General features: G+C 64.6%; 17 protein-coding genes and 1 pseudogene. 10 read left to right on the top strand and 8 right to left on the bottom strand.

Annotation, left to right across the window (positions count from 1 at the left end):
• Positions 1-10 precede the first annotated feature (10 nt).
• Both CH286_RS18075 and CH286_RS18070 read right to left on the bottom strand, forming a co-directional pair.
• The gene (locus tag CH286_RS18075; RefSeq protein ID WP_094610007.1) at positions 11-1120 is read right to left on the bottom strand and encodes a hypothetical protein; all 1110 of its coding nucleotides are present in this window, start codon (positions 1118-1120) and stop codon (positions 11-13) included.
• Between the two features lie 61 nt (positions 1121-1181).
• Positions 1182-2363, bottom strand: a complete 1182-nt coding sequence (locus tag CH286_RS18070) for an NAD(P)/FAD-dependent oxidoreductase (protein ID WP_094610006.1) — start codon at positions 2361-2363, stop codon at positions 1182-1184.
• A gap of 269 nt (positions 2364-2632) precedes the next feature.
• Between CH286_RS18070 and CH286_RS18065 the strand changes: the two genes are divergently transcribed.
• Entirely contained in the window at positions 2633-2902 is a 270-nt protein-coding gene (locus tag CH286_RS18065; protein WP_032379669.1) for a hypothetical protein, read from the top strand.
• Between the two features lie 176 nt (positions 2903-3078).
• On the top strand, positions 3079-3486 hold the full coding sequence (locus tag CH286_RS18060) for a VOC family protein (protein WP_032402687.1): 408 nt from the start codon (positions 3079-3081) through the stop codon (positions 3484-3486).
• A gap of 11 nt (positions 3487-3497) precedes the next feature.
• Here the strand turns inward: CH286_RS18060 and CH286_RS18055 are convergent, their stop codons facing one another.
• Positions 3498-4472 (bottom strand): sigma-70 family RNA polymerase sigma factor, encoded by a 975-nt coding sequence (locus CH286_RS18055; RefSeq protein WP_037148318.1) that lies wholly within the window; start codon positions 4470-4472, stop codon positions 3498-3500.
• A gap of 91 nt (positions 4473-4563) precedes the next feature.
• On the opposite strand from CH286_RS18055, the gene CH286_RS18050 reads away from it, so the two are divergent.
• From CH286_RS18050 to CH286_RS18035, 4 genes and pseudogenes are all read left to right on the top strand, one after another.
• The gene (locus CH286_RS18050; protein ID WP_094610005.1) at positions 4564-5544 is read left to right on the top strand and encodes a GTP pyrophosphokinase; all 981 of its coding nucleotides are present in this window, start codon (positions 4564-4566) and stop codon (positions 5542-5544) included.
• Positions 5545-5594: 50 nt separating this feature from the next.
• Complete coding sequence (locus tag CH286_RS18045) at positions 5595-7055, top strand: DUF2079 domain-containing protein (protein ID WP_094610004.1); 1461 nt, start codon at positions 5595-5597, stop codon at positions 7053-7055.
• A 73-nt stretch (positions 7056-7128) separates the two neighbouring features.
• A pseudogene (locus tag CH286_RS18040) lies at positions 7129-8298 on the top strand (sulfite reductase subunit alpha); the annotation flags it as partial.
• 80 nt (positions 8299-8378) lie between these two features.
• Positions 8379-9200, top strand: coding sequence for a TY-Chap domain-containing protein (locus CH286_RS18035; RefSeq protein ID WP_094610002.1), 822 nt, complete (start codon positions 8379-8381; stop codon positions 9198-9200).
• A 6-nt stretch (positions 9201-9206) separates the two neighbouring features.
• Here the strand turns inward: CH286_RS18035 and recD are convergent, their stop codons facing one another.
• Genes recD through recC form a run of 3 tightly spaced genes read right to left on the bottom strand, consistent with a single transcriptional unit; the run spans position 9207 to position 17679 of the window.
• A complete protein-coding gene (recD, locus tag CH286_RS18030; protein ID WP_094610001.1) occupies positions 9207-11069 on the bottom strand; it encodes an exodeoxyribonuclease V subunit alpha in 1863 nt (620 codons plus the stop codon).
• A complete protein-coding gene (locus CH286_RS18025; RefSeq protein WP_094610000.1) occupies positions 11066-14401 on the bottom strand; it encodes a UvrD-helicase domain-containing protein in 3336 nt (1111 codons plus the stop codon). The genes recD and CH286_RS18025 overlap by 4 nt, the downstream gene beginning before the upstream one ends.
• The gene (gene recC, locus CH286_RS18020; RefSeq protein ID WP_094609999.1) at positions 14398-17679 is read right to left on the bottom strand and encodes an exodeoxyribonuclease V subunit gamma; all 3282 of its coding nucleotides are present in this window, start codon (positions 17677-17679) and stop codon (positions 14398-14400) included. The genes CH286_RS18025 and recC overlap by 4 nt, the downstream gene beginning before the upstream one ends.
• Before the next feature lie 151 nt (positions 17680-17830).
• Here recC and CH286_RS18015 point away from each other — a divergent pair, with 151 nt between their 5' ends.
• Together CH286_RS18015 and CH286_RS28025 are read left to right on the top strand one after the other, a co-directional pair.
• Positions 17831-18181 carry a VOC family protein gene (locus CH286_RS18015; RefSeq protein WP_094609998.1) on the top strand — a complete coding sequence of 117 codons (351 nt, stop codon included), beginning with the start codon at positions 17831-17833 and terminating at the stop codon, positions 18179-18181.
• Between the two features lie 168 nt (positions 18182-18349).
• Entirely contained in the window at positions 18350-19036 is a 687-nt protein-coding gene (locus CH286_RS28025; RefSeq protein ID WP_217902938.1) for an excalibur calcium-binding domain-containing protein, read from the top strand.
• A 6-nt stretch (positions 19037-19042) separates the two neighbouring features.
• Here the strand turns inward: CH286_RS28025 and CH286_RS18005 are convergent, their stop codons facing one another.
• Together CH286_RS18005 and CH286_RS18000 are read right to left on the bottom strand one after the other, a co-directional pair.
• Entirely contained in the window at positions 19043-19552 is a 510-nt protein-coding gene (locus CH286_RS18005) for an O-acetyl-ADP-ribose deacetylase (RefSeq protein WP_094609997.1), read from the bottom strand.
• Positions 19549-20475, bottom strand: coding sequence for an ADP-ribosylglycohydrolase family protein (locus CH286_RS18000; RefSeq protein WP_094609996.1), 927 nt, complete (start codon positions 20473-20475; stop codon positions 19549-19551). The genes CH286_RS18005 and CH286_RS18000 overlap by 4 nt, the downstream gene beginning before the upstream one ends.
• A gap of 61 nt (positions 20476-20536) precedes the next feature.
• Here CH286_RS18000 and CH286_RS17995 point away from each other — a divergent pair, with 61 nt between their 5' ends.
• Together CH286_RS17995 and CH286_RS17990 are read left to right on the top strand one after the other, a co-directional pair.
• Entirely contained in the window at positions 20537-21211 is a 675-nt protein-coding gene (locus tag CH286_RS17995; protein WP_094610024.1) for an NUDIX hydrolase, read from the top strand.
• Between the two features lie 47 nt (positions 21212-21258).
• A complete protein-coding gene (locus tag CH286_RS17990; RefSeq protein WP_094609995.1) occupies positions 21259-22428 on the top strand; it encodes a hypothetical protein in 1170 nt (389 codons plus the stop codon).
• Positions 22429-22454 lie beyond the last annotated feature (26 nt).

Genomic DNA, 22454 nt, shown 5'->3' with positions numbered 1-22454 from the left:
TCGGCGGCACCTAATCGCGCCACTGCGTCCGCACCTGATCACCGACGAAATGTGTGTTCTCGGCAGACATTTCCCGGCTACCCGATCGGCCCACCAGATCGTCGATACGATCGTCCAGACTGTGGGCACGGGTCATCGCGTCGGAAGTTCGAGCCTCGCTTTCGGACGACTCGACCAGATTTGCCAGGCGGACCAACGCGGCTACCCGACCGGTCAGCTGCGTCCACACCACTTCCAATGCGCCACGCCGTGATTCGACCTGAGCGGCGGTCTCCTCGTCGACCATCGTCTCACCGATCCGGTTCAACTCGGTCGCTACCGTGCGCAGGGAGGTGGCGTCGACCGAGATCTCGGTGAGCTCGACGAACAGGTCGAGTTGATTGCGCTGAATCTCGAAGTACGTGGACTGCCATGCCGGCGAACGGCGCACTCGGTCGAACGATGTTCCCGCCAGAAAGAGCAGAGTGTCGTATCGATCGACGAACCGATCGTCCTTGCGATCGACGAACTGATCGACCACGCCGGTTGCCCATTCGACCCGGTCACCCACAGGAGTTCGGCGCGCAAGCATGCTCACGCGATCCGTGGCCGCGTCCACCAACGACAGGCCGCGCTCCGCAACCGGACCGAACCGGCGTGGTGCAGGCGTCCTCATCAGTGCGTCGAAGACCGAATCCCGTTGATCGAGATCGAGATGCAGACCTTCCCGACGCTCCTTCCGTGCCGCACGCACCCCGGTGGCGTAGTGCCGATTCGACATCACCACCGTGGTGCGCTGATGGTTGATGCGCTTGGTCAACTCGGCAACCCGCACTCGGTACACCAGCGCCGACCCTGGCTTACTCGTCGTGTCCTTGGCGAGCCACCGATCGCGCTCGTCGACCAGATTTCGCAACGTGCCGAACCCCCCGATCGACGGCAGCGAGCGTCCCGCGTGCCATCGATTGATCAGCACTGCACGCGTGGGCTCGTCCACCCGCCCGGCCGCGACAGCGATGGCGGCCGCGTCGGACAGCGGCTCGGAATGTCCGGGCAACCGGCAGTCGGCACAGCGGCTGTGAACTTCGTCGTCGAATCGGGCGCGCTGCTCGGCCGACCCACTGCCATCGAACTCGGACATCGTCTCTCCTAGGTCACGCCCAACCGTCGCTGGTCCGCTCGCTTTCGAGTGTTCCAGAAATTCAGATCAGCCCGCGGAGCGATTGCTCGGTCTGCGGCTTCTTGTCGGCGAGAAGCGTGCGCGCCACATCGAGACCTTCCCAGACGTTCCACATCAGCACACCGCGAACGACGGCCTCGTCGTCGAGGTAGTACACAACGCCCTCCTTGCCGACCGACTTCCAATCCTCGACGGTGCTCAACGACGTGGACAGCGTGCCGATGGCCTGGTAGCCGTCGTCGTAGATATCGGAGTAGAAGTACGGGGTGTAGGAGTACGGCTCGGCCGCCCCGGCCATGTTGCGTCCGGCGGCCTTGCCCATCTCCGTGGCGTTGTCCACGTGCTCGACGCGTCGACGGCCGAGAATGGCGTCGGGATAATTCGCCACATCACCGGCCGCGTAGACGTGGTCGTCCTCGGTCCTCAAGAATTCGTCGACCACGATGCCGTCGTCCACCAACAGTCCGGCAGCGTCGGCCAGATCGGTGCTGGGCCGCACACCGAGACCGAACACGACCCCGTCCGCCTCGAGTGTGGAACCGTCGTCGAGTTGCAGTTGGACGCGGGCCGACGCCTCGGCACCGGAGGTCACTTTCGTTCCTCGGCGCACGGTGACTCCGTGATCGGCGAATCCCTTGTCGAAAACGGCAGCCAGGCTCGGCGGGAACATGTGCGCGCCGACTACGGCGTCGGATGTCACGAGAGTGACCTTCACGCCCTGGAGAGAAAGGGCAGAAGCGATCTCGGTGCCGATGTATCCGCCCCCGACCACGGCGATGTGATCGGCGGTCTTCGTCAATTCACGCAGCGCCCGGTAGTCGGCGAAGGTGCGGAAGTACACCACCCGCGGACTGGGCGCGAGCTCGATTCGCGTCGGTTCGGCTCCCGTTGCCACGAGCAGAGTCCCGTACTCGTAACGTTCTCCCTGGTCCGTCGTCACCGAGGAATTCGACCGGTCGATCGACGCCACCCGCGTTCCGGTGTGCACCTGTGCGTCGGTGTCGGAAGCAGTGTCGAGCGGAACCTGATCGCGACCGAAGTCCGAGTCGGTCCACAGCTTCTTCGAAAGCGCGGGCCGGGTGTACGGCTCGTCGGAATCGGCCCCGAGAATGCCGATGGAGCCGGAGGTGTCGCGCTCGCGGATCCCGCGAGCTGCACTGTCGGCAACCATTCCCCCGCCGATGATCAGGTAGTCGTACTGCATCGTTCACTCCTCGATGTCGACGTGATTCGTCAACGGGGCTACCCGGAACGGCGTCGTCACAATCCCGCTGACGGACCCGCAGGAATACCTGCAGGTCGGGGGAACCGACCGGACTGTATCGAGCATCACACCCTCGAGAGGTTGGCCCAGGCCGGTCGAGTGGGCATCTTGGACTGGGCGACGAAACATCGTTTTAACTCGAGTCGGGCTGTAACGGTTCCGTTCGGCAGAACGACTCACACCTCAGGACGCGAACAAAAGGAGACGATGTGACTGTTCAGATCGATTCGCTGGCAATTGGCACCGACACCGCCGACATTGCGACAACCGACGTCGACCAGCTCTTCGACGAAGTGTCAACGCTCGACGCCACCATCCTCGACGCCATCGAGCGTCGCACGCGCATGGCGCGCACCCTCGCTGCGGCGACTTCCGACACCACCACGTCGGATTCCGTTGCCGATGCTTACCTCGATCTCGGCAACGACGGCCACGTGTTCTCACGGATGCTGTCCCGTCTTGCACAGATGACGCGGTAGTTCTTCACACTCCCCCTTTCAGCTTCGCAGTCCGCGACCCCGTCGAGCATCGCTCGGCGGGGTCGCGTCGTGTCTGCAGGTGTGTGCCGGTGACTTTCGACACCGACTGCTGTCAGTAGAAGCAAGACCGTTGTTCGACGGTCGCACGCAGCTGTTCTCACAGAGAAGGTGTACCCATGTCCCGTATGCTGTTCGCCAACATGCCCGTTCGCGACGTCGTCGCCACCCGTTCGTTCTTCGAGGGACTCGGGTTCGCTTTCAACGACGTCTTCAGCGACGAGAACACCGCCTCCATGATCGTCAGCGACCAAGCGACGGTGATGTTTCTGGCCACATCTCGTTTCGAGGACTTCATCTCCGATTCGATCTGCGACACGAGCTCGGCTCGTGAGGTCCTGATGTGCATCTCCGCCGACAGCCGCGACGAAGTGGATTCGCTCACCGACTCAGCGATCGCTGCGGGCGGGTCCAAGTGGATGGAGCCCCAGGATCACGGATTCATGTACGGCCGAGCGTTCCGGGATCTCGACAACCACGTCTGGGAAGTGATGTGGATGGATCCTTCGGCGGTTCCCCAGAGCTGAGCGGCAGGCGTTCAGAGGCGGTCGGGCAGGCCGAATCGATCGAACAGAGTCAGATCGAAGAAGCAGGCCACGTGCCCGACCCCTCTGGCGTCGACGTCGAGAACGTGCAGCTGGAACGGCCGATGGACACCGTCCTCACCCAGCATGTACAGCCCGTACGCGGGTTGGCCGTTGGCACGAGTAGGCCTCATCCGCATGTCGCCCGCGCCGTTGGCCGGGCAATTGTTTCGGATGAGCGATCCGATCGTCTCGGCACCCTGGTACCACCCGACGAACGGCGGCATCTCCCACACCGCGTCCGAGGTGAACAGCGTGACCAAGCGGTCGATGTCGTAGTTCTCGAAACACTCCACATACTGCGTCAGCAGTTCCTGCAGCTCGTCGGATCCGATGGGCTCGACATCGTCGAGTTCGGGCGCAATCTCGTCGAGTCGCTCCCTGGCTCGCTGCAGCAAGCTGTTGACCGCGGTCGTCGTCGTGGCGAGAACCTCGGCGACTTCCGACGCCTTCCACTGCAACACTTCGCGCATCAACAAGACCGCTCGCTGCCGGGGAGACAGGTGTTGCAGGGACGCCACCAAGGCGAGGCGCACCGATTCACGCGCCACCACGATGGAGGCGGGATCACTCGAGTCGGCCAGATCCGAATCGGCGATCGGTTCGAGCCATGGAACCTCGTTGTTCTGTACGAGTTCGTCGGTAGGGCCGGAACTCGGTGCCCCCAAGCCGGTCGGGAGCGGACGCTTCGACCGACCGTCGAGAGCAGTGAGACAGGTATTGGTGGCGATTCGATACAGCCAGGTGCGCAGCGACGAGCGCCCTTCGTATTTCTCGTAGCCACGCCACGCGCGAATGTACGTTTCCTGCAACAGATCCTCGGCGTCGTGAATCGATCCGGTCATGCGGTAGCAGTGCGCGAGCAGCTCTCGACGGAACGGATCGAACTGCGCGAGGAAGTCGTCCTGCTGCACGGAGGCCACGGTCATGCGGCACAGCCTAGACCGGAGGCAGACGCCTCACAGCTCGAATGCGCGCCACGTAGAGGTTTGCCCACATATCTGGGTTAACCTCGGCATCGTGACATCGGCAACGAGCATCGACGACTTGGTCGAGGAGCTGTACCTGCAGCGCCGCCGGGCGTGGGAAGCCGCTCTCGTCACCGCGCAGAATTTCCTCGAGACCATCGCCGACGAGATACTCGAAGACGTCGATCGAGATCGACTGAACGCACAGACGGCGCGCATCAAGGACCCGGGACGATCCGCAGACAAATTGCGCCGTTACGTCTCCGAGGGCCGGATCACCGAACCGACCGACGCGGACGCCGTTGCCGAAGCCCTACCCGATCTGGTCGGCGTCAAGGTGCTGTGCAAGACCCCGCGCGATCAACTGACGTTCGTCGCAGCGCTCGAGCGTGCATGCAACGACCCGGAATGCTCGGTGCGGTTTGCGCAACCACCCACCGATTACGTTGCCTTTCCCAAGCCCAGTGGCTACCGCGCCTACCACGCAGTGCTGGTCGTTCGAGTTGCCACGCATCAGGGCGACCTCGATGTGAAAGTAGAAGTACAGGTCAAGACACGCCTGCAGGACGCGTGGGGCGAGCTGACTCACGAAGACATGTACAAGCCGGGCGAGGCTCTCAAGCCCACCAAGAAGCACACCGACTACGCCGCGCACATGGCCCACCTGCTCGACCAGGTGGATGCAATGGCCGACGATCTCGCGGCACAGCTCGATTCACTGACCGCCGCATCGAAGGACGGCAACGTCCTCGCGGCCGACCCCATCCCGAAGGATCCGGATTTCATTCGTGCCCGGGTCACCCGCACCGGTCCCCGGTACGCCCTCGCAGTCGGTCCGGACGGACGCCGAGGGCTGGTACCCGCTCGTTCCGTGAAAGCCGTCATCGGCTCGACCGACAGAATTGCCGTCGACGATTATCTGGAGGTGGGCGACTACATCGATGTGGTCGTCGAGGATTCCGAGGACGCTCTCTACTACCACCTCACCTCACAGCCGCCGCGTCGCAAACCCGCGAAGAAGCGTAAGCGCTGACCTGCGGTTCTCAGGAACATCTCACGTCCGTGCTGTAGACATCGGTCCTCGTGACCACTATCGAGAAATCCACGGTTGTCACCGACATCGACACCGCACCCCTTGACTGGCGTACGAGGATCCGTACTGCAGAGACGATCGTGCCGGCTCTCGCGTTCGTCGTCCTGGCACCGCTGTACGCGACGATGTCCGTGCTCGGCCATCGGCAACTCCGTACGTCCGGATTCGACCTGGGGATATTCGTCCAACAGGTCGCCTCGTACTCGCAGTTTCGTGCACCGACCTCCGATCTTCTGGGTACCGGCTACAACACGCTCGGTGATCACTTCTCGCCCATCACCGCGCTGCTGGGACCCGTCTACCGGGTGTTTCCACACGCCGAGACGTTGCTGATCGCCCAAGCCGTGTTGTTCGCGTTGGCCGTGATCCCCATCAGCAGGCTGGCAACACAGAAGTTCGGGGCGGTTACCGGTGCCGTGATCGCGGCGGCGTTCGGACTGTCCTGGGGCGTTCAAGCGGCGCTGAATTTCGACTTCCACGAAGTGGCGTTCGCGATGCCTCTGCTGGCGATGTCGATGGTCGCCCTCGTTCGTCAGCGTTGGCTGCCCGCCCTGGCCTGGGCTCTGCCGCTGGTCTTCGTCAAGGAGGACATGGGTCTGACGGTCGTCGTGATCGGCGCACTGGTGGCGCTGTGGGCCGGCGGTCGAACCCGAATCCTCGGGATACTGACTGCCGTATGGGGCCTGACCTGGGTGATTCTCGCCGTCAAGATGATCATCCCGATGCTCAGCTCCGACAACTCGTACGACCAGGGCTCGAAGCTGCCCCCGCTGGGCGAAGGCATCGCGGACACCGCACACGGCCTGGTTGCCGGCGATTCTCGGGCGGCCACAGCCTTTCTGCTGCTCGCGGTCACCGGATTCTTCGCCCTGCGCTCGCCGCTCCTGCTGATCGCCGTCCCGACGGTCGCATGGCGCTTTCTCAGCGACAACACCAACTTCTGGAAGCCGATCTACCACTACAACGCGACCCTGATGGTGATCGTGTTCATCGCTCTGCTCGACGCGTTCGCACGCAGTCACCGACACGGTCAGCTCACCGAACGCGGTCGTCATTACATCGTCGCGTTCGTGGCCGTCTTCGCAGTCGTGGCGTTGCCGTTCCTACCGATGGCGCGCATGGTGCACGCACAGGAATGGACGATCGATCCGCAGGCCGCGACCGCCCGGGAGATCTCGGAGTGGATTCCCGCCGATGACCAGGTTGCAGCGTCGAACAATCTTGTGGCCCAACTCGTCGCCGACCACGACGTCTCGGTCTTTCCCCAACGCGCCACCGATTCGACCGTCCCGGACTGGATCGTCGTCAATCGCGCGCGGCCTGCCGGCTGGCCGACCGACGAGGCCGGTGACCGTCAGGCGATCGACCGGGCGCTGTCCGACGGGTACGAGGTCGCCTACTCGGCCGACGGTATCGAGGTCCTGCACCGCAGTTCGAGCGGTCCCCACTAGGGTTTCAGAAGGTTCGACCCTCCACCCGTCACAGACCGTGACGACGGCAATTGCAAGGCAGGTACAGGACATCGACGCTGCAACCGGCGATCTCGGCACCACCAAGGCCGCACCCAAGCGATCACCGTGGAATCGGAAGAATCCCTATCGCGCACAGATTCTGAGTAATCGACGCCTGTCCGGTCCCACGTCGGCAAAGGAAGTTCGGCACTTCGCGATCGCGCTGGGCGACAGCGGTATCGCTTACCAAGCCGGGGATGGTTTCGCCGTCAAACCCGTCAACGACCCAGCACTCGTCTCGGCCGTCGTCGACCGGCTCGGAGTGCCCGCCGACACCGCCGTGCACACCAAGTCCGGAGAAATCACGCTCGCACAGGCGCTGACGACGGAATACGAAATCGGTATCCCGTCCATGGACCTGATCGAGGCCGTGGCCGAACACGCCGGCGACGCAGAACTCGATCACGTCCTGCAGAACGGCGACCGAGCATCGTTCGACGCTTGGACGTGGGGACGTGACGTCGTGGACGTTCTCGACCTCGACCGGTCACCTGCCTTCGATCCCGCCGAATTTCTCGGCTTGCTGCGTCCACTGCAGCATCGCGTCTACTCGATCTCGTCGTCACCGATCGCCCACGAAGGCACCGTGCATCTGACGGTGTCCACCGTTCGATACCGGTCGGCCGAGCGTGACCGCGGCGGCGTCTGTTCGACGTACCTCGCCGATCGAGTCGGCGACGGAAACGAGGCAGGCGTGTTCCTGTCGGCCAACAAGTCGTTCCGCCTGCCCGATGACGACACCCCGATCATCATGATCGGGCCCGGAACCGGAGTGGCACCGTTTCGAGCATTTCTGCACGAGCGGCGCGCGCGAGGTGCCGCGGGAGACAACTGGCTGTTCTTCGGAGATCAGCATCGGTCGAGTGATTTCCTCTACGAGGACGAGCTCGTCGAGTTCGAGCGCGACGGTCTGCTGAATCGACTGGATGTGGCGTTCTCACGCGATCAGCACGAGAAGATCTACGTGCAGCACCGCATGATCGAGGCAGGCAAGCAGCTGTACGGCTGGCTCGAGGCAGGTGCGCATCTCTACGTGTGCGGCGACGCGGCCCGTATGTCGAAGGGCGTCGACGAAGCACTGCACGAGATCGTCGCCGAGCACGGCGGCCGCTCCCCCGACGCCGCCGAGGACTACGTCAACGAACTCAAGCAGACCAAGCGCTATCTGCGGGACGTCTACTGAGACCAGCGTTCTTGTCGGACCCCCTCGCTACCGTCTGAACCCACAGGCATCAGTTCTCGTCCGAGAAGAGGGTTTGCACCGTGAACGCACTGCAGAACGGCCATTTCGACTCCACTACCGCGCTCGCGTGGGCCACGTTCACCGAGAATCTGCACGCGTGCCTACGGTCCCTGCCCAGACGTGACTACGTCACGGTGACGGCCGCTCAGGCCAGCCCCGGCGAACGTGGGTTACGGCCGTATATCGATGTGGCGGCGACGGACACCGGCGTCCTGGTCACCGTTGCGGCGATTCCTTCGCTGCTCTACCCGGACGCCCCGGAGACGTCGGCCATGGACGTGCAGTTGGTCGAGTTCGGATGGCTGAACCGCGGCAAGCCGATCGCCGACGGATCGGTCATCGATCTCACGCGAACCGACTCACGAGCCGATGCCGCGCTCGTTGCCGAGATGATCACGCTTGCGTTCCGCGAGATCTGGAACGTTCCGCACCCCTCGTTTCTCAGTGTCTGGGGCGTCGCAGCCGATGGCGTGTCGTCTGGGCCGAGGGACCTGCAGCGGGGGCTCGTCGCCTCTGCGGCCGAGACCGCCACGTCGGCCGACTCTTCCGAGACGCCCTCCGAGGTTCCTGCCGAGCTGGGCTCGCTGCAGGCGCTGTGTCAGTTGACAGGTCGTCGAGTCGACCCACACGCCGTTCGATCCGTCTGCGTCAACAGTGACCTCGACGATCTCAAGGCTCGTGCCGTGGCCCTCCATCGCTCGGCTGCCACGCAGGCCCGGGGGTCGGCCGGCGCGGGTCGAGACGACTCGGTGGCTGTGTGGTCCAGCCTGGCTCGCACCTGGCTTTCGGTCGCACGAAGCATCGACGCCGCGATGAACGAGGCCCGGCACGCGTGCCGCTGACCGGAGTTACAGGATCGTTCGTCGCAGACCGCTCGCCCGTAACACCTGACGCTCGACGCCCGCGCGAATGGCATCCTCGGTGCCGATAACCCGCACGTGCGATCGCGCGCGAGTGATTGCGGTGTAGAGCAACTCTCGGGTCAGCAGTGTCGATGCCTCGGCGGGGAGAAGAACCGAGACGGTGTCGTACTGACTGCCCTGACTGCGGTGGATCGTCATCGCGTACACCGTGTGAACCGACGAGAGCACGTTCGGGTGGATCAGCACATGGCCGCGCCCGCGAGCGAACGCTGCCATCGGGGTTCCGTTGTCTCCCAACACCACAACGCCGGTGTCGCCGTTGTATATCCGCGCTTCGTGATCGTTTGCCGTCACCAACAGTGGCTGACCGGGGTACCACAGTGACGGATCGAGAAAAGTTCCGCTGTACTCCCCCACCCACTCCATCGCCTGCCGATCCCATCGCGCGACACCCCATCGGCCCTCGCGGTGCGCGCACAGCAGGCGATGCTTCTCCAGACCCAGAAGCGCCGCGGAGGCATCTCCGGCTGCTGCGGCGGCGGTGACCTCGGCTGCGGTCTCGATCACGTCGGAACGCAGCGCATCCACGTCGTCGGGGCCATGAAAGGAAATTTCTTCTGCGCCGGACTCGAGCAGCGCCATCACGTCGTCGCCCCGGCCGTCGCGCACGGCCACAGCCAACTGGGCGATTGCCCCGCCGAACCGTCTGCCTCGACTGAGCCGCACGACGCCGCCGCGCAATCGGTCCCGCTCGAACGGGCTCAGGGCTGCCTCGGCCGGATCCTCCGCTGCGGCGAAATCGTCGTCGACGAGCTGCGCCAGCACCGGGTTCTCGGTGCCGGTGACCGGCCGGGCCACGAGGTCCGCCAGCACCGCGCCTGCGTCGACGGACGTCAACTGGTCCGGGTCACCGACCAGGATCAAGCGTGATTCGGGGCGGACGGCTTCGAGCAGCCGGCACATCATCGTCAGTGACACCATCGATGTTTCGTCCACGACGATGACGTCGTAGGGCAGGCGGTTCTCCCCGTCGTGGCGAAACCTCGTCTTGCTGCCGGGCTTCCAGCCCAGAAGCCGGTGCAGTGTCATCGCCTTAAGGTCTACCGGCAGTCCGAGGAGCTCCGCTTGTTCGGACACCGACTCCTGCAATCGGGCTGCGGCCTTGCCTGTGGGTGCCGCCAACCCGATGCGCAGATCGCTTCCGTGTTCCCGGACGAGCAACGCCAGAATCCGAGCCACCGTGTGGGTCTTACCGGTTCCCGGCCCGCCTGCGATGACCGTGGTCCATTGGGTCGCTGCCAGGGCTGCCGCTATCCGCTGACGATCGGGAGCAACAGTGGGCGCACCCGATTCGTCGACGAACAACTCGGTGAGAGCACGGCTGATCTCGGCGGCATCGGACCGCGGGTGAGACTGCGATCGCTGCTCGAGAGCATCACGAACCGTGCTCTCCTGCAGGTGATACCGATCCAAATACAGGAGTTCACCCTCATCGGTGTGAACGAGTTTCAGCGGCGTCAACGGTCCGTTTGCACTGCCGACGACCAGGGGACTGGCCGACAGTGCGCCGAGGACCTCGACGAGATCGGGCCACGGAAGCGCGCCTGGATCGACGTCGGATTCCTCGTCGACCGTCACATCTCGCAGTCGGCGCAGATCGAGGCACACCGATCCCGATCGCACGGCACGCACCGTCAGTGCAGCGGCCAAGAGCACATGCTCCGACGACTCCCCGGCAAGCGCGCCCAGACGTAATGCCACGTGCACATCGGCGGCGGTGAGTACACCTGCATCGTTGAACGTACGCAGAAGGCCGCTGCCGCGCAGTGCGGTGGTCACGCTCGTCATCGATTCGCCTTTCCGGCAAGCAGATCCGAGAGCTCGACCACCAGCGCCGCGGACGGATTCCAGTCGAACACCCCACACCCGGCAGGAGTGTGCGGCCCCACCATGCCCCGCACGAACAGGTACCGAACTCCGCCGAGGTGTTCCTGGGGGTCGTAGCCCGGTTGACGCCACCGCAGATATCGATGCAGCGCAACGGCATACAGAATTGCCTGCAGCGGATAGTGCGAGCGCATCATCTCTTGAGCCATCTTCTCCCGGGTGAAGTTGCCTGTCGTCAGATCACCTCGGGCGAGCCGGTTGGTCTTGTAGTCCACCACCACGTAGCGCGGCCCGGGCACTCGTAGAACCGAGTCGATACTTCCGGTGAGAAAGCCGCGCAGGGGTGTTTCTTCGATACCGTCGAGCAGATCGGGGTAGGACGCGAGCGGGTCGGCAACATCGAGGTGCCGACGCATCAGCCGCGCAACGGATTTCAGGGTGACCGTCGCTGCCACCGGATCATCACCGCCGGCCAACGGCAGCTCGAAGTCCAGCTCTGCCAAGTGGTCGGAAGGCGCGATGTCGGCAAGCGTCCCGAAGCCCAACGGCGTGTGCATCACCGGCAGAAGGGCTGCGGCCAACGCCACTGGATCGACCTCGGCCATGCGCGACGCGACCGCTGCACTGCAGCGAAGTTCGAGCTCGGTAAGCAAGTCGGGAGCGGAGGTGTCCACGTGTTCGAGCGCCTCGTGCACGAGCGTTCCGAATGCGGCGCCGGCGGGCATGCCGTTCATCGGCGACTCGATTCCCTCCAACCTGGAATCTTCTGTGTAGTCACTGTTCGACTGAGGTTCGGCCGGCTCGTCGGTCTTCTCGGGATGCTCGGCCTCGCTTGTCACCCCCACCTCCGGCTGAACGTGCGCCGCGTCATGGGCATGAGCTGTCAACGCGGAGTATGACGTTCGACGCCACAACATGTCCAGAGTTCGGTCGAACCGCGCGGCGGCAATGTCGAGTAACGGTTCGCCGGGTCTGACCCAATGCCGCGTGGACGGTGCACCCGGCCCCACAGGTTCGATGGAGATGATGTCGGCAGCGGACCCGACCCAGGATTGAAGCCGGTTCGCGGTGGTTGCATCGTCGAGGACCTTGTACGACGGCTCCGGTTGGGGAATCCCAGGGATGCGGCCGAACAGCATGCGATGCAGCGACGACGTGGCGGTATTGCGGCCCGGTGCCCACCACAGCACTATCTGGCTCTCCGCCCGGGTCAGGCCGACGTAGAGCAACCGCAGTTCCTCGCCTGCTTCCTCCTGGTCGTTGATCATCTTTCTGGCCGCGTAGCCCACTCCCGACGGTCCACCGACGTCTCGAATCCGGTCGCCGTTCTCGTGCAGCAGCAGCGTCGACGGCTTGCTGAAGAACAACGTGTCCCAGGCATACGGCAAATAGACGACGGGGAATTCGAGCCCCTTACTGCCGTGTGTCGTCATGATTTGCACTGCGGCGGAATCGCTGTCGAGTCGTCGGCTGCGGTCGCTGGATCCACCGGCTGCCGGTTCCTTGATGCGGTCGGTCAGCCAGCGAGTGAGTGCGATGATGCCGAACGACTCGGATACTGCTGCGCGATTGAGCAGTTGGGCGATATGCCGCAGATCGGTCATGGTCCGTTCGCCCGCGTCGACTGCGAGCAAACGGGCGTCGAGTCCGGACTGGGCCGACACTCGCTCGAATACTGCAGCGAACCCCGCCTCGTCGAAGAGTATCGAATATTCACGCAGTCGGCTGCTGACCTGGGACAGAGCATCCTCGGCTCCGGAGTCGAGCTGAGCGGCAGTCCACCCGAGCAAAGGGGTAAGGGCGGCGAGACGAACGCGGTCGGTGCGATGCGGTTGCTCGATCGCCTGCAGCAGCCACAACCAGTGTCGAGCGCTCTCGGTGCCGAACACGCTGGTGCTGCTGGACACAACCGACGGGACGCCCACTGCGTCCAGCGCGTCTCGAATCAGCCCCACCTGCTTGGTAGTTCGGGTCAGCACGGCGACGTCGCGCGGTTCGATCGCCCGGGGTCCGTCCGGTCGGTCGATCGTGGCACGGCTGGACAGCAGCTCGACGATGTCCGCCGCGACGTCGGCCGCGACCTTGGAGCGGAGTCGATCGACTGCCGGAAACCCCTGTCGCAGGGGACCTGCACCGGTTCTCGGAAGATAGCGCAGCCGCAGCGGGGTGTGTCCGGCCATCCGCGACGGTGGGTTTCGCGCTTCGACACGGTGAACCACGATGTCGTCGTGTCCGAGGGCTGCGCCGCCGTACAGATGGTGCAGCGCATCGAGTAGCCCGGAATCACTGCGCCAGTTGGCCGTGAGCTCGTACAGGTAGTCTGCCGATCCGACCGCATCGAGGTAACTGAGCACCTCTGCCCCGCGGAATGCGTAGATCGCCTGCTTCGGATCGCCGACGAGAATCAGCGTCGTCGATCCGTGAAACGCCCGTCGCAGAATGTCCCACTGCATCGGGTCCGTGTCCTGGAACTCGTCGATCAGCACCACTCGAAACCGGTCTCGCACTCGCGCACAGGCGGCCTCACCGTGCACGGGATCGGACAACACCGAATGCAGGAGTCCGAGTAGATCGTTGTAGTCACGCACCCCGAGCAGCCGTTTGCGACGTTCCAGTTCCCGCCGCGCTTCTCGGGCGAACTGCACGCGGAGCGCCGGCTCGCGGTTACCGTCGTCCCCGTCGAGATTTTCTGTGTCGGGGTACAGAATCGACTGCTGGTCGCCCACGGCCGCCAAGGCCAACTGGTGCGCATCCCGCCTACTGAATGCCGGCGGTTCGTCGTCGCCACTGAACATCTGCAGGTACAGGTCGTCCACGACCTGCTCGAGTAGATCGGACACGGATTCGACGAATGTCGATTCCGGTTCGCGCTCCCCCGCGATTCCGAGCCCGTCGAGCATGCGCTGACAGAAGCTGTGGGTGGTGACGATGGTCCCGGCATCGAAGTCCGACAGTGCCTTTCGCAGTCTTCTGCGACGGCGTTCCACCTCGGCGTCCTCGGCCGATGCCAGGAACGACACCAATGGATCTCGTTCTGCACGAGCAGCTTCCGGGTCTGCAAGGTGCTGCGCGATCGAGGCGAATCTGCTGCGAGTGCGATCGCGGAGTTCCTGGGTTGCGGCCCGGCTGAACGTCACCAGAAGCAGGTCGGAAATTTCGGCGATGCCCTCGGCGACATAGCGCGCGGCCAGTCCGACGATCGCGTAGGTCTTGCCGGTACCGGCGCTGGCTTCGAGCACGGTGGTTCCGATAGGCATTGGACCGAGCAGATCGAATCCGTGCGGGGTGGTCATGCGTTCCCCATGTTCTCGGCCGTCAACAACGGGTCCCACAGTGTGCGGGCGAGGACGCCGAAGCGGCTCGTCTCGTTGGACGGGTCGGTTTCATCGGCGAGCGGGGTCGCGGCCAGCAGTGTCTGGAACGACAGGGTCGGACCGTGCACGTACCGCAAGGAGCGATCGTTTCCGTCGCCGAAATCTCCCCGCCATGCCCAGCTGGCCGAGTCGTAACCGTCCTCGATGGATCCGCCGCCGAACCGCTTCTCCGCGTACGCCGATGCAGTGCCGGTCGATATCGGCAGCGGCGACGCCAATCCGCGATCACGCAGATCCACCAGTTCGCGCAGGGTGGCAATGGGATCGCGCGGTGCCGTCAGTCGCGATCGACGAGGAGGCCTCATACCGCTCGCCCGTCCGATGGTGACGGCGCTCCACTCCCCCGGCTCGGATGCGGCCACCGCCAGCAACCGCACCCACGCGGCCAGTCGATGCTTCGCGGCGAGGCGAGAATAGGACGAACGCGCCAGAACACGGCCATGAATTCCGGTGACCGTTCCGGTCAGGCGTCGTCCATCTCCGAGATCGACCGAAACGTCTGTGGTGTCGGCCGGGCCTTCGTGGAACGGCGCGGCCGCGTCGGCGATGATTCCGACGATCTGTCGGATGTCGGACATCTCGCGTCGGCCCTGATGAAACGGCGGAAGGGTTCCTCGGCGCCATTCGGCGTCGGCGAATTCTCCGATGTCTCCGCCCGCGAGCACCGCGGCAAGCATCCGATCGCCGATGTTCCACCGGGACAACGGGTCCAACTCGATGTCGAGACTGTCTGCCAGGTCGTCCTCGAGCTCGGGAACACGAAAGCCGAGCCGCTGGCGGAGAAACGCCTGCACCGGGTTCTCGACGAAGGCGATCACATCGGCGAGTTCCACATCGCCTCGATCGGCAGGCGGGAGCGCTGCGGGCAGGAACGGAGGCACGGGCTGGGGCGCACGTTGCTGCGAGACCGCTCCGGCCAGCGCGACCGTGTCGAAACTGAACGGACGTTCGGCCTCGAAGTTGTGGGGATCGAACGGCTGCAGCGGATGCCGATGTTCGACGCTTCGACCCGCGGTCACCTCGAGCACGTCCATGAGCTCGCGCAGCGGAATCGCGGGCGGCTTGACCGACCCGTCGACCGGGTCTGCACCGGTGTAGAACAGCAGGAGCTTCTCCTCGGCCGACATCACCGCGTCGAGCAGCAGTTGCCGATCCTCACTTCGAATGTCTCGTTCGCCGAGTGCGGGGTCGCGGGCCAGGATGTCATCTCCGTCGATACTTCCCACTCGCGGGAACACCTCGTCGTCGAGCCCGAGGAGCACCACCACTCGGTGCGGTACCGATCGCATCGGAACCATGGTGCACACGGTCAGCTCGCCGGTGCGGAAGTTCGCTCTCGTGGGTCGTCCGGCCAGTCTCCTGGCCAGCATGGAGCGCACGTCCGCCAGTCGCAGCTCCACCGACCCGCCGTGTTCGGTGGCGTCGGAGATCTCGCGATGTGCTTGTGCCAGTTGCCATTCTTCGGCAGTAGGCACGTCGGCGAGCAGATCGAGTGCGCGGCCCAGTTGCCGCGTCCACTCGGTCACCGACGCCGGACCGGCAAGCGCTCGCAGTACCGAGGCGAGCCGATCGACCAGCTCGGCGAAACGGCCGGCGAGCGCGATGTCGTTGCTGTCGACGTCGTCGAGAGGCAGCGCAAGGTCGAGATACTCGTTGTGGGTCTCGTCGGCCGCCACGCCCAGGAGGATCCGGTCGAGGGCAGATTTGAACGTGTTCTGCCGAAAACCGCTCAGACCGAACGCTTCTCGTTGTCTCACGGTCAAACCCCAGCGCGCACCGGAGGTCGTCACCCATTCGCGGAGTCGCTCGAGATCGTCGTCGGTGAGCGAGAACTTCTCTCGGACCGGACCGCTGGCAGCGAAGTCGAGCAGCTCGCTCGCCGTCACCCGGCCTTCGGCGAAGTCCAGAACAGTCGCGATGACATCGAGCACGGGGTTGGTGCGGCGCAAGCCCCGGTCGGCGAGTCGCACACGCAGGCGGTGTCCCGGATGCACCAGCGCAGCCTGCCCGAAGTTGGCGCGAATCAACGGCGCGTAGGTCTCGACGTCCGGGCACATCACCAGCACGTCCCGCGGTTCGAGTGTGGGGTCGCCGGCGAAGAGATGCAGCAGCGACTCACGCAGAACTTCGACCTGCCGGGCGGGTCCGTGACATGCGTGAATCTGCACCGTGTCATCCGTCGTCGTCACGTGGTCGTCGGATTCCATTGCGGCAGTGGGTGAGACGTCGGCAGCGATGTCCGATTGGATCCGGCCAAGTAGGGTGTTCGCGATCTCGGGACCCTCGTGATGGACCGAGTGCGCCGCGACCGATCCGGTGGTGGCCTGCAGTTCCCGGACGTCTCGAGACAGACTGGCCAACAGCGGATGCTCGACGGCAAGGGCCGTCGCATCGTCTCGTCGCCGCGTCACCGCAGGAATGTTCTCCAGGGCGTTCCACATGGACGGGCTGGGATGCGGAACCCAGATGTGTACGTCGCGGTGCTCCGAGAGCGCGCCCAGTATGTCGAGCTGATCGGTCGTCAATCGGGTGGGCCCGAAGACCGACAACCGACTCGGTAGGTCCACCGAGTCCGGCTCATCACGTAGCCGAGCGCACGTCTCGGGCAGCCGCTCGGCGGGGCTGGGACTGCCGATCCGCTCCCGCACCAGTTTCCACACTCGCGGTTGCCACTGCAGGTCGTCGTCGAGATCGCCGCCGAGGCCGTCGGTGAATCGTCCGGTGAACCAATCACGAATCATCTGAGGTCGTTGAGAACCGTACGCACGGAACAGCTCTGCCACATGAGATGCCGTCGACCAGCGACGCCCGGCACGGTGGTCCTCGGACCCCGCCCCCAGATGCTCGAACAGCACCGCCGCCCACGGTTCGGTGCGGCACTCGTCGATGACGCTCAGAGCAGTCCAGAGCACTCGGCCCATTGCCCACGGATCGTCGTCCGGGTCGATGTCGTCGACCGCGCCGACCGCGCGTGAGACCAGCCTTGCCGGGCTCGGAAAATCGATGTTCGCGGCGATGCCGTCACCGTCCGGACTGCCCAAGGTGCTCGAGAGTCGTTGAGTGAGCCACCGCTCGACACCCTTGGCCGGAACCGACACGATCTCGGGGGTGAAGCAGTCGTCCAACGGCACGGACAGGACATCGGCGAGCGCGTCGGCAAGGGTTCTTGCGCGCTCGGCGCGGTGGAGCGTCAACACCGTTGCGATCCCCTGCCTGTCCGTAGCCGAGAGCCCGATTTCGGACTCGTGACGACCCTACTCGAGCCTGGCGACAGGTTCTGCGCGATGAGTCCGGCCGCCGAACCCGGTCAGTATCTGTGACCTCTTTGCCGACACGAAGGAGAACGACATGTTCGAACATGTCTTTGCAGTGATCGCGGTACGCGACATCGATTCGGCCGACGCCTGGTATCGCCGGCTGTTCGATCGGACCGCAGACAACAACCCGATGCCGAGTTTGGTGGAGTGGCAGGCCGCCCCCGCTGCATGGGTGCAGGTGACGGTCGATCCCGAGCGAGCAGGGTCGTCGCAGTTCAACGTCGCGGTCGACGATCTCGAATCGTTCGTCGCTTCGGCGCGCGCACGTGGGGTCGAGTTCGGCGACATAGTGGACGCGAACAAAGGCGTTCGACTGAGCACGGTTGTCGACCCCGACGGCAATTCCATCACCGCAATCGGTGGCTTCCGCGAACGCTATTGACGACGTGGTTGTCGTTACCTGGCCGGGTGTAACGACAACCACCGTGAATGCGACATGGTGAACGGAAATGCGACCGACCGGTTCGGACTGAATCGAGTGGTTGCTTCCGGTCTCGCGGCACATCGCTTCCGCGGTATCGACACCATTCGCGACCCGAGGACGAACCCCATGACCAGCGCCTACCCGCCACCCTTCCAGCGCCCCGCACCCGAGCCCGAGACTCCACGCCGCCCCCTCTACGGGAAGGTGTTCGCTTGGGTTGCAATCGTTTTCGGCGCTATCTTCTCGATCGGCGCACTCGTGTCGTTCGAGTTCGGCGCGCTGCTCGTGGGCGCACTGGTGGTCGGAGCAGGCGTCGCATATCTCTACTTGTCGCCCAGTCGCGGTCGTCGAGGGTGGGCCGTACCGGCCATCGCAGTGCTCCCCGCCCTGATCTTCATGGGACTGACCACCACCACAGAACCCGAGACCCCCGCCGTCGCCCCGGTCGCGGCCGTGCCCGCCCTGCCGACCGTCACGACGACATCCGCGCCGCCGTCGACGACCACCCCGACGCCGACCACGACGACCACCGTGGCCCCGACGACCGAAGCAGTAGCCGCCATCGTCGAGGTGCCGATGACATCGGAGTACATCCCACTGCCCGATCCTGAGCCCATGTACATCCCCGAGCCGGTCTACACACCGGAGCCCGTCTACACCGCTCCCGCGCCTTTGGTCGCGGTGCCACCCGTCGTCTCGTACGCCAATTGCGATGCGGTCCGTGCGGCGGGCGCAGCCCCGATCTACGCCGGTGAGCCGGGGTACAGCTCGAAACTCGACCGCGACAAGGATGGAATCGGCTGCGACACCTGATTGCTGTCAACCCACCAACCGCCGCGTCAACTCGGCGCTCGAGTGGGAATACGCGACCAGCATGACCAGTTCGACCGATGGCCTCGCAGCTTTCACGGCCACCACTTGCTGCGTCACCGCGTCGTGCATCGGCCATCCGAAGGCTCCGCCGGATATCAAGGGAAATGCGATGGACTTCAGATTCATCGATGCAGCGAGGGCAAGACTTCGGGCGTAGCACGAGCGCAGCAACTCCGATCGGTCCTCGTGCCGCGAGTACCGCGGACCGACGGTGTGGATGACACAGTCGGCTCGCAATCTGCCCGCAGTGGTCGCGACGGCCGCGCCGACGTCGAGGCCGTGCGGCAGGGTGGTGGCCCGCAGTGCCTTGCATTCCGCGAGGATCGTCGGCCCACCAGCGCGGTGGATGGCACCGTCGACTCCACCGCCGCCGAGCAGACGTGCGTTGGCGGCGTTGACGATCGCGCCGGCCGCCACGTCCGTGATGTCGCCCTGAACGACGTCGATGATGGTCATGAAAGTTCCTTCACTGCAGTGATGTTCGAGGTGATTCGGTCCAGATCGTCGGCGCGCAACCCGGGGTAGCCGTGGACGATGTCGCGCCAGCGACGCGGCACGGCCGAGGCTCCCCAGCGCGCTCCGAGGAGCCCTCCGGCAATGGCCGCCGTGGTGTCGGTGTCACCGCCTGCACGAACGCACAGTTCCAGAGCGGCCGCCAAGGGCCGTTCCTCGCCGGCGCTGCGATGGATTGCCCACCATGCAGTCTGCAGTGCGTGCACCACCCAACCGTTGTTCGAGAAGTCGGCAGGCTCCCCCACCTGTGCCTGATGAATCAGCGGCCGCCAATAGTCCCGCACCTCGCGCACAGCCTCGTCGAGAAACTCGACGATGCCGTCGTACGTACCGTGTAGAACTGCGTATCGAATTGCGTGACTCCACAATTGGCACGCCTCACCGGCCCGCGGGTCGGAATGCGTCAGGGCACTGATCCGCGCCGCGGCAGCTCGACAACCGGCCGCATCGTCGAGGTAGGCCAACGCAACCGGCGCGGTACGCATGAGCGATCCGTTCCCACCGGTTCTCCCCGACAACGATGCAGCCGCCGCCGTCATGCCTGCGCCGCTGTACGTGGCCTGCGAGAGGACGGCGCGGGTTTGATTTCCTACGTCGGGCGGGTTCTGCGCGAACCACGCGCGAAAATTCTCGGCGATGTCGTCGACGTCCCCGCCTGCGTCCAGTGCCCGCGCGACGCAGAGTGCCATCGAGGTGTCGTCGGTCCATTCTCCTGGAGCCCAGTCGAACGAACCGCCGCCGATCATGTCGATCTCGGTCTCCGGAGAGGGATATCCGAACTCGTAGCCCGCGCCCAGTGCGTCTCCTACTGCGGTTCCGAGCAGAACGCCTCTCGCTCGATCGTGCTGAATGTCGCTCAACTGCATGCCTACCCCTTAGCTCGATATTGATCTAAGCTTAGATCAGATTCACGCTAAGATGCAACACATGACCTGGCGAGACCGAGACGGCAAAGCTCTGACCGACTACCCCCGCCCCTCCGTGGCTGTCGATGTCGCAGTCCTGACCGTCCGCGAACGTCGATTGCACGTGGTCGTGGTGCCGACCGAACGGGGCCGCGCTCTACCGGGCACATTCCTGCGGCCCGAGGAGAATCTCGCCGGCGCTGCAGACCGAGCACTGCAGACCAAGGCCGGCATCGTCGATCTCACATTTCACCAACTGAGAATGTTCGACGCCCCGCATCGGGACGACCGTGGATGGGTTCTGTCGATGGCACACAGCGCTGCGGTCTCGACCCGATCGCTTTCTGTAACAAATGAATTCGTACTGATCGACAACGGAAGACCGGCGTCGCCGCTCGCCTTCGACCATGGCGAGATGGTGGCCGAAGCCGTTCTCGAACTGCGTGAACGCTACGCACGCGAGGTAGATCCCGCGCTGCTGATCGACGAGGAATTCACACTTCTCGAACTACGTGAGCTCTACGAGATCGTGTTCGATCGCCCGCTCCCGAAAGACACGTTTCGACGCCATGTCCTCGGCTCCCTCGAGGGGACGGGCTTGACGTCGGCCGCGGGCGGCGGGCGGCCGGCCGAGCTGTATCGCCGTCTTCCGAGACCTACTCTTCCGCCGTCGGCGGGCGCGTTCCTGCTCGACTGAGGCATGGACCGACGAAACCGGACATCCCAGCAGATAAGCTGCCACCCATGGGATCGAAGCGGCCTGCCAACCGCGGACAGAAACGTGCAGAAAAGACCAAGGCCCGGCAACGGCGTCATCAGCAGTCCCGACCGGCTCCGTCCGGTGTCGACAGCGAACGGATCGCCGATCTGATCGACGGGTTCGTGGAGTGGCTGGACGAGAGCGAGATGTCGGAACAGTCGGAGGCGATCTCACGGCTCGTCTCGTCGACGCTGACCCAGCTTTCCGGAGCCCGTCAGGGCTTCTCCCCCAGCGCCTGGATGCCGGCCGATGCGCACCTGCTGGTGGACGCAGCGGAACGCATCCTCCAGGAGGAGTCCGACACGGCCGAGGACACCGCGGTCAATCTTGTGCTCACGTCTCTGCAGTACCTGACCTTCCTCGACGAAACCGATCTCTGGGACGGCACGCCCGAGGACTACGCGCACTGCATGGAAGATCTCTCGGACTTCCTCGAAGGCGACGAGCCCGACATGCTCGACGCCGACGACATCGACCTTCCCGACGTGTCTCTCGCACAGGAACTGGCGGCCATCTCGGCGCTGCCACTGTTGCCGGCATTGGACGACATCGTCGCTCGGGTCGCCGATGGGCTGGCAGTGTCCGACGATGCTCATCTGCAGCGCGCAGTCGGTGCGGCTCCGTTCGATCCCACCGAAGTGGGCGCGGGCGTCGCCACGGTCGATTACTGGTCGACGGCCATCGCGACCGAATTGATTCGCATCGACGGTGACACTGCGAGGCCGGGCGACAATGCGCATTCACTGGCCGTCCGCGGCGCGGAGACTGTGCACGAACTGGTTGCCGAGCATGTGCGGGTGCAGCTGTCGGGAGATGCCGACGACCCCGACGTGTCGCGGTCACTGGCCAACACGTTTGCGGTGCAGACGTTGCTCGCCGCCATGACCGAAGAGCTACCCGTCAACAACGAGGGCGAGGACTACGCCGATCTGGAAGGCGAAGATCTGCGTACGGCCCAGTTGATCGATCACCGTGTTCGATCGCTGATCGAACAGGGCATTCTCGTCAGGATCGAGGAAGTACTGGCCGTTCCGCACGCTCTACGTCCGGCGGTGTTGGACGGCGTGGCCGAGGCACAGCCCTTCGGTGCGCTCGACGACGATTCTCTCGATGACCCGCTGACACGATCGCCCGAGGATTCGGCGTCGTCGTGATCGCCCCCGCGAGCGCCGAGATCGTG

Source organism: Rhodococcus sp. WWJCD1, from assembly GCF_002258735.1.
Classification (GTDB): Bacteria; Actinomycetota; Actinomycetes; order Mycobacteriales; family Mycobacteriaceae; genus Rhodococcoides.
Note: the sequence above shows the minus strand (reverse complement) of the source record. Positions and strands in the feature narration are given on the sequence as shown.

Excerpts from the sequence above, each read along its gene's own strand:
- CH286_RS18075 (WP_094610007.1), bottom strand. The coding sequence starts at position 1,120 with ATGTCCGAGTTCGATGGCAGTGGGTCGGCCGAGCAGCGCGCCCGATTC.
- CH286_RS18070 (WP_094610006.1), bottom strand. The coding sequence starts at position 2,363 with ATGCAGTACGACTACCTGATCATCGGCGGGGGAATGGTTGCCGACAGT.
- CH286_RS18060 (WP_032402687.1), top strand. The coding sequence starts at position 3,079 with ATGTCCCGTATGCTGTTCGCCAACATGCCCGTTCGCGACGTCGTCGCC.
- CH286_RS18055 (WP_037148318.1), bottom strand. The coding sequence starts at position 4,472 with ATGACCGTGGCCTCCGTGCAGCAGGACGACTTCCTCGCGCAGTTCGAT.
- recD (WP_094610001.1), bottom strand. The coding sequence starts at position 11,069 with ATGACGAGCGTGACCACCGCACTGCGCGGCAGCGGCCTTCTGCGTACG.
- CH286_RS18025 (WP_094610000.1), bottom strand. The coding sequence starts at position 14,401 with ATGACCACCCCGCACGGATTCGATCTGCTCGGTCCAATGCCTATCGGA.
- CH286_RS18015 (WP_094609998.1), top strand. The coding sequence starts at position 17,831 with ATGTTCGAACATGTCTTTGCAGTGATCGCGGTACGCGACATCGATTCG.
- CH286_RS28025 (WP_217902938.1), top strand. The coding sequence starts at position 18,350 with ATGACCAGCGCCTACCCGCCACCCTTCCAGCGCCCCGCACCCGAGCCC.
- CH286_RS18005 (WP_094609997.1), bottom strand. The coding sequence starts at position 19,552 with ATGACCATCATCGACGTCGTTCAGGGCGACATCACGGACGTGGCGGCC.
- CH286_RS18000 (WP_094609996.1), bottom strand. The coding sequence starts at position 20,475 with ATGCAGTTGAGCGACATTCAGCACGATCGAGCGAGAGGCGTTCTGCTC.
- CH286_RS17995 (WP_094610024.1), top strand. The coding sequence starts at position 20,537 with ATGACCTGGCGAGACCGAGACGGCAAAGCTCTGACCGACTACCCCCGC.
- CH286_RS17990 (WP_094609995.1), top strand. The coding sequence starts at position 21,259 with ATGGGATCGAAGCGGCCTGCCAACCGCGGACAGAAACGTGCAGAAAAG.